At 42.9% G+C, this 13,312-nt stretch carries 14 protein-coding genes and 1 tRNA gene; 6 read left to right on the top strand and 9 right to left on the bottom strand.

The window, feature by feature from the left end; translation table 11 throughout:
- Positions 1 to 30: 30 nt before the first annotated feature.
- On the bottom strand, positions 31 to 1,587 hold the full coding sequence (locus HWQ44_RS13160) for an ATP-dependent DNA helicase (RefSeq protein WP_292719143.1): 1,557 nt from the start codon (positions 1,585 to 1,587) through the stop codon (positions 31 to 33).
- Between the two features lie 143 nt (positions 1,588 to 1,730).
- Between HWQ44_RS13160 and HWQ44_RS13155 the strand changes: the two genes are divergently transcribed.
- Positions 1,731 to 2,693 (top strand): M48 family metallopeptidase, encoded by a 963-nt coding sequence (locus HWQ44_RS13155; RefSeq protein ID WP_292719141.1) that lies wholly within the window; start codon positions 1,731 to 1,733, stop codon positions 2,691 to 2,693.
- Positions 2,694 to 2,769: 76 nt separating this feature from the next.
- On the opposite strand, the gene HWQ44_RS13150 is transcribed toward HWQ44_RS13155, so the two are convergent.
- A complete protein-coding gene (locus HWQ44_RS13150) occupies positions 2,770 to 3,663 on the bottom strand; it encodes a type II CAAX endopeptidase family protein (protein ID WP_292719139.1) in 894 nt (297 codons plus the stop codon).
- A gap of 169 nt (positions 3,664 to 3,832) precedes the next feature.
- Positions 3,833 to 4,270, bottom strand: a complete 438-nt coding sequence (locus HWQ44_RS13145; protein WP_292719127.1) for an AbrB family transcriptional regulator — start codon at positions 4,268 to 4,270, stop codon at positions 3,833 to 3,835.
- A 1,471-nt stretch (positions 4,271 to 5,741) separates the two neighbouring features.
- On the opposite strand from HWQ44_RS13145, the gene HWQ44_RS13140 reads away from it, so the two are divergent.
- Positions 5,742 to 6,755: a succinate dehydrogenase/fumarate reductase iron-sulfur subunit gene (locus HWQ44_RS13140; protein ID WP_292719227.1), complete on the top strand. Its 1,014-nt coding sequence runs from the start codon at positions 5,742 to 5,744 to the stop codon at positions 6,753 to 6,755.
- 79 nt (positions 6,756 to 6,834) lie between these two features.
- Here the strand turns inward: HWQ44_RS13140 and HWQ44_RS13135 are convergent, their stop codons facing one another.
- The 4 genes from HWQ44_RS13135 to HWQ44_RS13120 all read right to left on the bottom strand — a co-directional run bounded on the left by HWQ44_RS13135 (position 6,835) and on the right by HWQ44_RS13120 (position 9,370).
- Positions 6,835 to 7,359, bottom strand: a complete 525-nt coding sequence (locus HWQ44_RS13135; protein ID WP_292719125.1) for a Tol biopolymer transporter periplasmic protein — start codon at positions 7,357 to 7,359, stop codon at positions 6,835 to 6,837.
- Positions 7,360 to 7,477: 118 nt separating this feature from the next.
- Entirely contained in the window at positions 7,478 to 8,038 is a 561-nt protein-coding gene (locus HWQ44_RS13130; protein ID WP_292719123.1) for a hypothetical protein, read from the bottom strand.
- Positions 8,039 to 8,085: 47 nt separating this feature from the next.
- Complete coding sequence (locus HWQ44_RS13125) at positions 8,086 to 9,003, bottom strand: Ycf66 family protein (protein ID WP_292719121.1); 918 nt, start codon at positions 9,001 to 9,003, stop codon at positions 8,086 to 8,088.
- Between the two features lie 247 nt (positions 9,004 to 9,250).
- Positions 9,251 to 9,370 carry a photosystem II reaction center X protein gene (locus HWQ44_RS13120; RefSeq protein ID WP_292719119.1) on the bottom strand — a complete coding sequence of 40 codons (120 nt, stop codon included), beginning with the start codon at positions 9,368 to 9,370 and terminating at the stop codon, positions 9,251 to 9,253.
- A gap of 305 nt (positions 9,371 to 9,675) precedes the next feature.
- Between HWQ44_RS13120 and HWQ44_RS13115 the strand changes: the two genes are divergently transcribed.
- Positions 9,676 to 9,969, top strand: coding sequence for a YggT family protein (locus HWQ44_RS13115; protein ID WP_292719117.1), 294 nt, complete (start codon positions 9,676 to 9,678; stop codon positions 9,967 to 9,969).
- 81 nt (positions 9,970 to 10,050) lie between these two features.
- Here HWQ44_RS13115 and accC read toward each other — a convergent pair whose 3' ends face one another.
- Positions 10,051 to 11,394, bottom strand: a complete 1,344-nt coding sequence (gene accC, locus HWQ44_RS13110) for an acetyl-CoA carboxylase biotin carboxylase subunit (protein ID WP_292719115.1) — start codon at positions 11,392 to 11,394, stop codon at positions 10,051 to 10,053.
- 108 nt (positions 11,395 to 11,502) lie between these two features.
- On the bottom strand, positions 11,503 to 11,631 hold the full coding sequence (locus HWQ44_RS13105; RefSeq protein ID WP_292719113.1) for a hypothetical protein: 129 nt from the start codon (positions 11,629 to 11,631) through the stop codon (positions 11,503 to 11,505).
- Between the two features lie 198 nt (positions 11,632 to 11,829).
- Between HWQ44_RS13105 and HWQ44_RS13100 the strand changes: the two genes are divergently transcribed.
- The 3 genes from HWQ44_RS13100 to HWQ44_RS13090 form a co-directional block, all read left to right on the top strand.
- Positions 11,830 to 11,910, top strand: a tRNA-Leu gene (locus tag HWQ44_RS13100).
- A 201-nt stretch (positions 11,911 to 12,111) separates the two neighbouring features.
- Positions 12,112 to 12,741, top strand: coding sequence for a chorismate lyase (locus HWQ44_RS13095; protein WP_292719111.1), 630 nt, complete (start codon positions 12,112 to 12,114; stop codon positions 12,739 to 12,741).
- 309 nt (positions 12,742 to 13,050) lie between these two features.
- The coding region (locus HWQ44_RS13090) for a hypothetical protein (RefSeq protein ID WP_292719110.1) at positions 13,051 to 13,312 on the top strand (262 nt) is incomplete at its 3' end.

The raw sequence follows: 13,312 nt of genomic DNA, 5'->3' as shown, positions 1-13,312 counted from the left end.
AATTGGGGATGGGGCACTGGTGACTGAATTTTAAGCAGAATTTTCCTCATCGGTATTGGAAAACAGGCTGGGATCGAGATAGTTAATGCGTGCCAGAGGACTTAAAGCTGCGAGAATTTGAGCGCCGTAGCTGCGGTTAACAACACGACTATCAAGTAAAGCTACGATCCCTTGACTTTCTCGAACTGGAGCGATCGCCCTTTGTAATTCATTTAAAGCAGCTGGCAACAAATATAAACGAAACCAATCTTGATGCGATCGCTTATAAAGAGCTACCCTACCAGCTACCAGGGGGTTTTCCAAAGACGGTAGTGGCAAAGTAGCAATGATTAACAGATGGGGTGCTGGCAAGACTCGTTGATGTTCTCGCCAAAATTCCCAACCGCTAATTAAAATACCATTTTCATCCAAACAAGTTTTTTCTACTTGCACCCGCGAACCAAACTCTGAAGCCAGAATTGTCGCAACTTGAGCCTTGAGTGGCACATCCCCCACCAAGACAACCGTTAATCCTGGTGCTGTCGCACTTAGACAAACCAGTGTGCGGACTTTATGAATAAATGCCGCTTGAAATTCTGGCGTGTTGGGTAGAGGCAACTTATAGGGTACATACAGTTGAATTGCTTCTGCTTGACTCTCCGAAGAGAACTTCAGGCAAGTTAAATCGTCCAAACCAAGGCGCTGTCGGAAAAGAGGGGCCTCAGTTTCCGGTTCTATAGCGCTGCCAATTAAAACTACTGGCTGTCGCTGCCAAATAGGCGAGAGTATTTCCCCTAATTCCATTGGGGCGTAGTGCAAAGAAAATAAACCTTGTCTATGGGCAATAGTCGCCCAGAAGAGAGGAGGGGAAACAGGGGGGGAAAGATTTTCATCAAGGGGTTGGAATTTTTGCCAGAAATTTTTCCACTTATCTGGGAGGTTTGCTCGATCTAAAGCCAAATACAGGCGACTCAAAATTTCTATTTCTGGCTGGGAAATTAGATAACACTCATAGGGATTAGCAGGATGCTGGAAAAGTTCGTGTGTCAGTTGTATCCGTGCTTCGCGAATTGCCTCAGCTTGGTTTGGGCAAGCCAGCATGAGTTGATCCCAATCATGGGGTTGAATATCTTGGGTAAGTTGGTCACGAACCCAATCTTCGAGATCATCTACCCCATCAATAATTGTGGGAATGCCTTGGGGAAAGCGATCGCCACCAGCCAATTGCCCTGTTAACCAAGCTTCTGGGGAGATCAACAGTAGCCCTTGGAACTCAGCATCAGGCCAAGCGTCACCTGTTCTAATCGATTTATTGGCTGCTAGCCAGTGCTGTAGCCGGGGAATTTCCACTCGCAGCAGAAGTTGCTGCACCGCTTCTTGAGCAACAATAATTACAGGGCCATGCCACATCAGGGCTGATGCTACGAAACTAGTACGATACCGCCCTTGATAGCCACAAACTGCCCCTACTTGAATTAGGGCGCTACGTCCCAGGCGCAAGGCGCGTGCTACCAACCGTGCCATCGTCAAATGATGGGGCCAGGAAGGGAACCCCGCTTGCGATCGCAAAAAGTTATGTAGTGACAAATGAACTTCTGCCTCAATCACACGCTTTTAATTCCATACAAAGTGACTTTTACTAACAAAGCCCCATTTCTATTATTCAGTTATCAGTTAACAGTTACCAGTTACTAGACTGTTGACTGATAACTGTTAACTGATAATTGTTCACTGATCTAACACCCTGAATTATGCCAACTTACACAGGAATTTCCAGCGAAGCCTTCAGGCATCCACTAGATCGCCAAGCCGAGCAAGCTTTACGAAATTTACCGGGATTTGATTTAATCGCTCGTAAATTTGTGGAATTTATCTACGAACGCCCTCAATTAGTCTATCTAATGGGTAACACCATCCAAGTCGGGCCGCGTCAATATTCCACTATTTACCAGATGTTTCGGGAATGCCTCCGAGATTTGGACATTTACCCAGAACCTACACTGTTTGTCTCGCAAAATCCCCAAGCAAATAGCTATGCGCTGGGGCAAGAGAATCCTTACATAGTCATAAATACAGGGATACTAGACTTACTAGACGAAGCCGAGATTCGGGTAGTGCTAGCCCATGAACTGGGGCATATTAAATGTGGTCATACTATTTTAATTCAAATGGCGATGTGGGCGATGAGTGCTGCTTCTGCCTTGGGAGAATTGACCTTCGGCATCGGTAATCTTGTAACACAAGGCTTGATTTACGCCTTTTTTGAGTGGCGGCGTAAAGCCGAGTTATCTTCAGATCGCGCCGCACTACTAGTGATGGATGACTTGAATCCCGTGATGTCAACGATGATGAAACTTTCTGGCGGTAGTAACAAATATGCCAATGAGTGTAGTTTACAAGAGTTTATCAAGCAGTCAGAAAATTATCAGGCACTTGATGAAGATGGACTGAATCAGATATATAAATTCTTGATCTACAATGGCGCTCAAGGTAGTATGTTGAGCCATCCTTTTCCTGTTGAACGCTTACATTACTTACGGGCGTGGGCAGTATCCGAAGAATACCAGCAAATTCGCCGAGGAAATTATCAGCGATCGCCTGCTTCCGGATCGGTAAATGTTTCAGCAGAATCTTCCGAAAATCAAACAGAAAGTTTGCGCCGTCAAATTGAAGAATTACAACGAGAAATTGACAGAATTAGAAGGAATGAGTAGTTTTTAGTACTAAAGGTGGATTTATATCCCCGACTTCTTTGAGAAGTCGGGGATCTGGGTAGTTAACGTAAATTTTCTATGGAAAATTAAAATACTTAGAGAAGAACCAGATAATTACTCCAGTTCCCAGTACACAAATAATTCCCGCCAAGCCGGCTAGGGGTTTTTTATTCTTACCTGTGAACCAGTCAGAGACTTTACCTGTGTAAGTAATTAGTTCTGCTGTATCTATGGTAGCGATCGCCCATACCCATCCTGCGTGCAATCCCCAAGCTAAACCCAAGTTACCATGATCGGCAAAACGTGCCAATACCAGCACCATTCCCATCAGCCACAATCCAGGGAGTTGGGGTGCAGTTTCACGTTGCTCCCAAACCAGGTGTAGCAAGGCAAAAACCAAGCTAGAAATTACTGCTGCTACCCAAATTGGGTAATCCTGCGCTAATTCAGTGAACAGGAAACCGCGAAAAACTAACTCTTCTATCCCACCGACTAACAACGCTATCAAGAAAATCGGTAGCAAGATGGGTAGTAGTAACTTGAAATTCGTCTTTTCAACAGAACACCAACCTAACCATAATTGCCCACTAAATACAATAGCTAGGCTCACCACTCCCAAACCGAAACCTATTGCTAAAGAAGTAAAACTTGAAAGATTGCTAACAAAACCGTAATCTGAAAAGGATTTATTAGTCAGCCAAATTACTCCCCAAAGAGTCAGAGGAGCTAATAGATAAAGTGACACCAATAACGGCATCTTTTGCTCTGGCTGCAAAGGTTTAGGAGGTTGCCAATTAAGCAATATTGCTGATACTGCTGCTACTGGTAACCAGCAAACTATCCAGCAAATAAAAAATTCCATCACTATAACTAGTGCTGGTGCATTTTCCATAAATGTCAGCAAGGCGTTGACCGAAGGCTCAAAGAAAGTTATCAAAATAAACAAAAAAACACGATAGACTCCTTGCATTATAGATTTCTTGTTGATTAATCAAGACTCTACTAAACTTGGTGACTTCTGCAAGGGGTCTAATCGTATTTTTTACCTGGGACAAAATTTTCTCAACAGAGCTACCAGTTTGCTATTCGGATAAGGAGAAGTTATCATCACCTGAAACTTATCCCTACCATCAGCAAATTTACTCTTCGTCTTCTAAATCTTCGTCTGATTCGTCAGAGTCTATATCTTGTGAGGTCAGTTTTTTATCAGTTTCACCAAGTTGAATTAAGTGAATATGTTTGTATCCCAGTCTAATTTCAAACTCATCTCCAGGCTTTAAACCCATTGCTTTGGTATATGTAGCACCAATCACAATCTGACCATTTTGATGGACACTAACCCGATATGTCGGTTCACGACCACGACCATCTTTAGGTGCTTCTGGACTTAGAGGAATTCCTCTAGCAGAGAGCAAAGCGTCATAAAAATCGGTGAGATTGACACGAACCTGGTTATTCTTAGTAACAGTGTAATAGCCGCACTGTTTAGCTCTTTCTCGGCGTGGTAAGGTGGAAAGTTCTTTTACTTTAGCAAGTAGTGTTTTTCCGGTTAATGGCGCGGTTGCAGTTTCAGTCATTATGCTCAAATTTTCCTTACTCTCTCCAAACTGATAAACGATGTAGTCTTATGCCAGCATTTGACTTTTTAGCATTTGCATAGAGCTACTTAAGACCCTAGTGTAACGGGTGAATTCCTGCCGATAGGAGCCAAAAGCACTTCTATTATGGTTGTCCACAACCAACTAGAGGCCATAGTTGCCACAGACATTTATTTTGGTGATGTTACGGCACTTTTAACCATTATTCGCCATCAGAAAGAAAACTATTTTCTCCTTTGGCGCTACTGTAGCGGTGTAACTTTCAGCCACCTTTACAAATTGGGTAGGTTCTACTGCAAATAAGTCGTAGACCTAAGAAATTGCAGGTTTTTCACTTTCAGTGCTTGTCTTTCTTGCCAATGAGCAAGTAGAGTTTTCTCTACTCGTCCTCTCAAGCTTTGGACAGCATAGTATTTCAATAGAGTCCTACGGGCATAAGCCCTTTTGTCCTGCCAGTAGAGACGCGAATTTTCTTGTCTCTACATTACGAATTAACAAAGCAGTAGTAGCCGCGCTGATACGGCTATTAATTCTGGTTTTGTCACTTCGTAATTTTATATTAAATACTAGCATGGACTAATAATAGCAAAATAGTTGTTTAATTTTGAATTAAAGTTGCTGGTAAATTTTTATTTAAATTCCTGGACTTAAAGAAGAAAAAAGCAGTGACGATTTTCTTAACCCTTTATTGCAAGCGTGAGTATTGCCATCTGGCTTTTATAAAAATTTATGTAATTGAGACGAGCAGTTTTGACCTATGAGTTCAATTCAAGATTTTCTTGATTGAGAGTCAGCAAAAAAGCTAAAAGTCTGGTACGTCCGGGTTTCCCGATGCTCTAACTTTTCTTTGAAAGTGGTGAGGATTTTTCCTTGGATTATTATCCTAAGGTCAAAAGCGGTTAGAGGATTCTGCACGTCTGTCTATGGGAAGAATAAATCTCTTAACATATGTCTAGCGCTTGATTGCCACTACTATATGTTAAACATGGGCTTTTACACTTCTATATAATCAAAAAATTGCGTCAAGCGTTAGCGAAGCCAGAATTTTCTAACCAGGACTGCTGGACTCAAGTTGACATCAAGACGTGTTGCTAACCTGATATGGATTTAATTTGGATATGATTGCTAGTTCAAAGATGAACCTAAGTCGCTCTACCCGCAAATCCTCTTTCCTTTACATTCCCAAACAGGTAAATTCAATGGAAAGCTGCAATTACATTTTTGGCGTTTTATCTCAGAATTTGACACAAATCTTGTCTACAGCACTGATATAACTAAAATTTTAATGGTTATCCTTAAACTAGAATCAGTCACTCTTTAATCGTCAGCCTATTAACACCAGGGTTTGAATTAAGGGCAAAAAGAGTTATAGCTCACTTTTGGCAACTACCTACCTTGACTGATGATTTTTGAGGCTGGTGAAGCAATTTTAAAATTTTGGTTAGTGGTAATGAAAGTTATTTTTAAGGTCATTCGACAGCAACAAAATTCCTCCCCTGTTGTGCAAAGCTACCTTGTAGAGGCAGAACCAGGTAATACAATCTTGGATTGCCTCAATCATATTAAGTGGGAGCAAGATGGAACTTTAGCATTTCGCAAAAATTGCCGCAATACCATTTGTGGTAGCTGTGCAATACGAATTAATGGGCGTTCGGCTTTAGCTTGTAAGGAAAATGTTGGCAGTGAACTTGCCAGATTACAACAAATACCATCATCAGAAAGTAAAGTAAATGCCATTGGCGAAATCACGATCGCCCCTCTCGGCAATATGCCCGTGATTAAAGATTTGGTTGTAGATATGAGTAGTTTCTGGAATAATCTAGAGGCAGTTGCTCCTTATGTGAGTACGGCGGCACGACAAGTACCAGAAAGAGAGTTTTTGCAAACACCACAAGAGCGATCACGCCTCGATCAAACTGGTAACTGTATTATGTGCGGTGCTTGTTACTCTGAATGCAACGCTCGTGAAGTTAATCCAGACTTTGTTGGCCCCCATGCCCTGGCCAAAGCTTACCGCATGGTAGCAGACTCCCGCGATAGCGATACCGAAAATCGTTTAGAAAGTTACAACGAAGGTACTAAAGGCGTATGGGGTTGCACCCGTTGTTTGTACTGCGATTCAGTTTGTCCAATGGAAGTTGCACCATTAGAACAAATCACCAAAGTTAAACAAGAAATTCTCACCCAAAAACAAGCCAGCGATAGTCGCTCCATTCGTCACCGGAAAGTATTGGTAGATTTAGTTAAAGAAGGTGGTTGGATTGATGAACGTCAATTTGGTTTACAAGTTGTCGGTAACTATTTTCGGGATTTAAAAGGATTACTCAGTCTTGCACCTCTCGGTTTGCGGATGATCCTTCGGGGTAAGTTTCCCCTATCATTTGAAGCTTCTGAGGGTACAGAACAAGTGCGATCGCTCATTGAATCTGTGCAACAACAAGAGGGACTGGGGACTAGGGATTAGGGATTGGGTATTAGGTTATGAGGTGTTAGGTAGGTATGGGGATTAAAAGAATTCTTTCCCATTCCCCATTCCCCATTCTTCAACGCGGTTCTTGAGGTATATTCAACGGCTGTCCATAACGGTCATATACTAAAACATCCCACTGCCCATTGTTACTGGACTCAAAAGCAATCCTACTACCATCAGCGCTAATTGTAGGGTTGCGGACTTCTGCTTGCAGGTTATTAGTTAAATTCCGTGATTGGCGTGTTTCTCGATCGTAGAGAAAAATAGCCGATCGCCCCTGACGACTAGCCGCAAACACAACATAACGACCATCTTGTGAAACACTAGGATGATTTGCGATCGCATCAAAGGAGTTTAAACCTGGCAAATCAACCAAATCACGAGTTACCGTATCAAACATATAAACATCTTGGCTACCGCGTCGGTCAGTAATAAAAACAATGTATCTCCCAGAAATTTGGGGGTTTAATTCTGACGCTAAACTATTGAGACTCCGACCCCCCGGATCAAAGGGATAACTCAAAAGGCGAGGGTAGCCAAAACACCCAGTCAATAAACTTAAACAGAAAAATACAGGTATAAAAAAGACACGTTTCATATAACTTAGTCATTAATCATTAGTCAATAGTCTCACAACTACTAACTACGCCAATTTTAGATTTTAGATTTTTCCTTCAATCCAAAATCCAAAATTGAATGACCCTAACTGCTAACTCCTACGGGGGTGAACCTACAGTTGCACCATTGGGAATATCTAACTCAATATTTGGCCCCCGGTCTAGGACTTCAATATCCCACTGACCACGAGTGGCGGTTTCAAAGACAACATAACGTCCATCTGGGCTAATATTTGGTTTTCTGACCCAGCCGCGATAAATTGGTGTGACGATTTGCGATTGTTGCGTAGCGCGATCGTAAAGCGCCACCACTGGTCTACCTTGGTCACTAGTAAGATAAGAAATATAACGCCCGGTGTAGCTCAAACTAGGACTTTCAGCAATTGTCTCTTGTCGATTTATCCCCGGTGTGCTAATAAACAGTTGCCTCTCCAAATCGTACACTAGTAGCTGCTGATTACCATTCCGATTAGATACAAACGCTAAAAATCGCCCATTTCCGCTCAAAGCAGGTTGCTCCTCGGTGTAGCGACTGTTGAGAGAAGTAGGCCCTATGGGAATATCGTTAGAACCACAAGATACAAGCAAACTTGTTAAACCAAAAACTAGGCTCCAATGAATTGGTCTTTGGAGCCAAAATGTAGGCGTAAATTTTTCCACCTCAATTGTTTTCCGTCGCCTCTAAACCTGCTTCCACGCCAACTGTTTTAAATATCGTCATCAAAATCGGTCGAATTATCTGGCCCCTCATTTGGCTTTTCAATCGGGTTGTATGGCACATAATCAGTTGGGATCGCATCATCATCTTCGCGCGGTCTTCGAGGAGTTAAGTCAGTAGTCGGACGACGCCTTCTTTGTCTCGGAGCAACATCATCTTCACGACTTTCGGGACGCTGGGGCCCGTTATTAGTGCGGCGAGAAGGTTTTCTGACTTCCCCACCCGAAGTTTCCCAATCATCAACTTGCCTAGATGAAGAACCCCAATTTTCTTCTTCAGAGCTTTCAGAAGGGCGATTCACAGGACGCCCAGAAGTACGCCGCCGTGTTCTATCCGCTGGAGCCTGTCTTTCACTACTGCTGCCGTTACGGCGTTCTGTACGACGGGGGGGTTGCTCCTGGTAGTAGTCATCACGAGTTGAAATCTCATCCCTGCTACCGCGAATTCGGGCACGCACAGGGCGTTCTTCCTCGTCTTCATAAGGCAATGGATCTAAGTCTGCCTCCATCTCAGCTTGATACTTTCTGCGATCGTTGTACGAATAGCGATCGCTAACGGGTCGGTCTTCGTCCACAATAGGAGTGTTGCGCTTTGCTTGCTGAGTAGCTATACTCCGCAGACGAATACTTTCAACTGCAAAAAACACAGTTGTACCGACTAAAAGCAATTGACCAAATTGGAGAATCGGGTCTAGCCGCCATCCTTGAAAGACGAGAATGAAGCCGCAAAGCAAGCCGACTGCGGCAAAAAAGATATCTTGATCCCGTGACAATTCTGGACGCACAGTGCGGAGAAAATACAGTGCTGCCCCAGCCACAGCCAGGAAAATTCCTAGAATACTGGCTGAGTTTGCTCCAAAATTTACCTGAGCCAGAAAACTGGCTGAGTTCAGCCCAAAATTTATCATTGCTGTTTTCCCAATATCAAATCTATGTTAGCGAGTCACAATTAAAATCACTACTCTAATTAGAGACAATATATTGAAGCTTCAAAGCCTCTGGCAAAGAAGCTCTGAAGCTATTCACCGAAAAGTAAAAACACCTATGTCTATCATCTACAACTGCCATCACCCGCAGAAACTGCTGCTTTTAGTGCAATTAAGTCGATAGCTGACAGACAATCGATTATGAGAGTTGAATTAACTCTCATAAGCATTATGAACGCTGAATTTTATCTTTTTGGCTAATGAAAACTAGACCAACAGTAACGGGTATTACCACAATTGCAGCACCCCAAGCCAAACTCCAAAGAAAATTTGCTAAAGAAGGCGTCATACTTCTCAACCTTTTTTTACACACTTCATCCTAATTTTAATAGTGTATTACTTTCTTGAGAAGCCTCTGGGCGTGAACTGCCAAACTTAGCAAACATTCTCACAAGTGATTGAGTTAACCGCGTGAGTATGTTTACTTTTGTATTTCAGAAGGAAGTGACAGCATTTGGTTAAAATGATGATGAGAGTGCTTTACAAAGCTTCAAATTTTTTAGCGATGTCTACGACGGGCTACGCCTACGCAAAGCGTGGCTTGCCGTTGCCTAGCTTTTTTCTTTCTTTACAGATAGATAGTAGCTTAAACCAATGACTGGTGTTAACCTGACTGCTTGGATTCTTGGCCCTGTGTTAGGGCTGATGACATTCTTATTTATATTTCGCATCATTCTCACTTGGTATCCGCAAGTGGATCTGAATCGTTTGCCCTTTAATTTAATAGCCTGGCCCACTGAACCATTTTTAATCCCGTTGCGAAAACTGGTACAACCTATAGGCGGGGTAGACATTACACCTATTATTTGGGTTGGCATCTTCAGCCTGTTGCGAGAAATCCTGCTAGGTCAGCAAGGATTGCTGACTATGCTATATCGTGTGAATTAGGGATGGGGCATTGGGCATTGGGCATAGATTACACTACAACTTCCTCATTTCCCTAGTCCCAAGTCCCCAGTCCCCAGTCCCCTATCCGTTCATTTCCTGCACAAAATTTGTATAGACATTACCCTGCAAAAACTGTGGAGTTTCCATAATTTTTTGATGAAATCCAATGGTAGTAGGTAGTCCCGTAATGGCACATTCCCGCAGTGCGCGTTTCATCCGGTTAATAGCAGTGGGTCGGTCTGGTGCCCAAACAATTAACTTGCCAATCAAGGAATCGTAGTAGGGCGGGATTTGGTAATCTGTGTAAACGTGGGAATCAATCCGAACACCAGGGCCTCCAGGGGGAAGATAGCCGCTAATCCGTCCGGGAGAAGGGCGAAAGTCATGATCTGGATCTTCGGCGTTGATCCGGCATTCAATCGAATGACCTCGTAATACTACTTGCTCTTGCGTAAGCTTGAGTCTTTCTCCTTGGGCAATGCGGATTTGTTCAGCAACCAAGTCTATCCCAGTAATCATCTCTGTTACAGGATGTTCTACTTGAATCCGGGTGTTCATTTCCATAAAGTAGAATTTACCGGATCTATCTAAGAGAAACTCGATAGTGCCCGCCCCACTGTAATTAATAAATTGGGCAGCTTTGACAGCAGCATGTCCCATTTTCTCACGCAGGTCTTGATCGAGAGCCGGACTAGGAGCTTCTTCTAACAGCTTTTGATTCCGGCGTTGAATAGAGCAATCGCGTTCACCCAAGTGGATAACATTACCGTAGTTATCCGCCAAAATTTGAAATTCGATGTGGCGGGGACGTTCAATAAATTTTTCTATGTAAACGCCAGAATTTCCAAAAGCTGCTCCTGCTTCGCCTTGAGCTGCGAGAAAAAGTTTAACAAATTCGTCTTCAGAACGCACTAGGCGCATACCCCGGCCACCGCCACCCGCTGTGGCTTTGATCATTACTGGATAGCCGATATCTTTGGCAAATTCTAATCCTTCTTGCTCGGATTCTACCAACCCCTCACTACCTGGTACTGTCGGGACTCCAGCTTTTTGCATGGTTTCTTTGGCAGTGGCTTTATCCCCCATGAGCTTTATAGCTTCTGGAGTTGGGCCAATAAAAGCAATATGATGGTCGGCACAGATTTCTGCAAACCGGGCATTTTCTGCCAAAAAACCATAGCCTGGATGAATGGCAGTAGCATTGCGCGTCAGTGCAGCAGCAATAATATTGGGAATATTCAAATAACTTTTACTGCTAGCAGGTTCGCCAATGCAAACCGCTTCATCAGCAAGTTGAACATGGAGAGCATTACGGTCAACGGTGGAGTGAACCGCAACTGTGGCAATTCCCATTTCTTCACAGGCGCGGAGAATGCGAAGGGCGATTTCTCCCCGATTGGCAATTAATATTTTGTCAAACTTCATTTTTTAGTTTCGATATCATTACCAGTAGATTGACATTTTCTCTGATCCAACTTGAAACAACGCTTCTGCATCCTTTCAAATTATCACAGGAGATTCGCCACCCTGATTCTAAGCAAACATTGCATATTGCAGGCTTGCTGCCTCTACGGGTCTTACTACACTAACAACATTGCTGCTGTAAGTCTTGGCTAGCCTAGCAAGTTGGGCTTTTGCGTAGGTGTAGCCCGTTGTAGACATCGCCTACAGCAGGCAGATAGGCCATCGCATCCCGCCGAACACAGTAGCTCTAACCTTTTCAATATCACTTGTACATCTGCTAAATTTCTGTCAGTCTGATACCGCCTTGAGAAAATTTATATTTTTGAGCAACTGAATTTAGATATCACCTTACTATAATTATTTTCTTATGCTATAGTCTATGTTTAGACAAACCATGCGGATGTGGCGGAATTGGTATACGCGCACGCTTGAGGTGCGTGTGGCTTTGCCTTGCGAGTTCGAGTCTCGCCATCCGCATTTTTGCTTGTTTAAGCATAGGGTCAATAGTCACGGGTCAAAAAACCTTAGACTATTGACCCTTAAATATTAAGTTTGTAGTGAGGACTTTAGTCCTTGTTTGAAACACTGAAGTGCTAACTACATACTAGACAAAGTTGCCTTGCCAAAGTACTAGTTTTTTATGCTTTTATAGAGATAGGTGAAGTTTTGTAAAAAGCATTGACTATTACTTTTACGCCGACAAACAACCTAACACTGCCACCAGCTTGGCATCGCCTCACTCCGATTTGGCAAGGAGGAGAGGAAATAATTCAACAAAGTTTACCTCATACTCAACTAGCACCGGCTTGGCAGCTAATGCTCTTGGGTGATGGCTCCCCAACACGTCACTTAGAATTGCTCACAGGTGAGCCTGTAGAAGTAGATGTTATTGATATGTCATTGATTGGCATCGACTTGGATAGTGCTCCTGAGTTAATTCAAGCTGTTCCTGAACCACGGCTACGGCGACAAGTGTGGCTGCGGACTGCTTCTGGTCAGCGATTAGCCTATGCTACTTCGTGGTGGGAAGCCAGTCATGTAGATGAGTATTTGCAAAACCGTTCATTACCAATTTGGGCGAGTTTAGCTCGTCTTCGCACAGAGTTGTATCGGGATGTGCGAGGGATTTACTATGGTGACTCATCGGCACTAGAGTCAGGTTTTGGTGTAACTGGGCCTTTTTGGGGTCGCCACTACTTGTTTTGGCATCATGGACAACCATTGACATTAATTTATGAAGTTTTTTCGCCTTATTTAACCAAATATTTGGGGCCTATGCAGTTGAGTGCTATTAATGCTGAGGCATAGGATTATTTAAAAGTTTTTCATCCTTTGCAGTGCCCCCCAATCTCAATAACACTATTGTTATAGGGTAGGCACTTTCTAAATTATTTATTAATTTTTGATTTTTCAAAAAATCACCAGTCGAATCTCAGCAAAAATAACATCTATTCTGTATCATTTTGGTGCAAATTCCCAAAAATGATAATTCAACAATATCTCTGACTTGGAAGATTGGTAATCCATACAAAATCTCGGACACTGAATTGATATTAGTTATAAAAAGTCAATACTACAGATGGAACCTCTGTAAATAGAAGTTAGTGTGAGTTGCTGATGACTTGCAGCAATGCCCAAGTTAGTTATATCCTCGAAGTGCTTGAAATGACGGATGTGAACTTTTGGAGACTTGCCGATAGAGGCAACCGTTTAAAGGAAGTGTCCTGCGAAATTCAACAAAGCGTGTTAAAAAAGGTAACTAACCACGAAAACACTGCTTTTGAAACATTGGGGAAGGTTGATTACGGAAATATCATCAATTGTTTAGGGGAGCATGTCAACTTTGCTAGAACACATGAACTATTGAATAGTGGCAGAA

Source organism: Nostoc sp. JL34, from assembly GCF_017114945.1.
Taxonomy (GTDB): domain Bacteria; phylum Cyanobacteriota; class Cyanobacteriia; order Cyanobacteriales; family Nostocaceae; genus Nostoc.
This window is presented reverse-complemented; position numbering and strand designations above follow the sequence as displayed.

Excerpts from the sequence above, each read along its gene's own strand:
- HWQ44_RS13135 (WP_292719125.1), bottom strand. The coding sequence starts at position 7,359 with ATGAAACGTGTCTTTTTTATACCTGTATTTTTCTGTTTAAGTTTATTG.
- HWQ44_RS13125 (WP_292719121.1), bottom strand. The coding sequence starts at position 9,003 with ATGATAAATTTTGGGCTGAACTCAGCCAGTTTTCTGGCTCAGGTAAAT.
- HWQ44_RS13120 (WP_292719119.1), bottom strand. The coding sequence starts at position 9,370 with ATGACGCCTTCTTTAGCAAATTTTCTTTGGAGTTTGGCTTGGGGTGCT.
- HWQ44_RS13150 (WP_292719139.1), bottom strand. The coding sequence starts at position 3,663 with ATGCAAGGAGTCTATCGTGTTTTTTTGTTTATTTTGATAACTTTCTTT.
- HWQ44_RS13155 (WP_292719141.1), top strand. The coding sequence starts at position 1,731 with ATGCCAACTTACACAGGAATTTCCAGCGAAGCCTTCAGGCATCCACTA.
- HWQ44_RS13145 (WP_292719127.1), bottom strand. The coding sequence starts at position 4,270 with ATGACTGAAACTGCAACCGCGCCATTAACCGGAAAAACACTACTTGCT.
- HWQ44_RS13105 (WP_292719113.1), bottom strand. The coding sequence starts at position 11,631 with ATGTCTACAACGGGCTACACCTACGCAAAAGCCCAACTTGCTAGGCTA.
- HWQ44_RS13115 (WP_292719117.1), top strand. The coding sequence starts at position 9,676 with ATGACTGGTGTTAACCTGACTGCTTGGATTCTTGGCCCTGTGTTAGGG.
- HWQ44_RS13140 (WP_292719227.1), top strand. The coding sequence starts at position 5,742 with ATGAAAGTTATTTTTAAGGTCATTCGACAGCAACAAAATTCCTCCCCT.
- accC (WP_292719115.1), bottom strand. The coding sequence starts at position 11,394 with ATGAAGTTTGACAAAATATTAATTGCCAATCGGGGAGAAATCGCCCTT.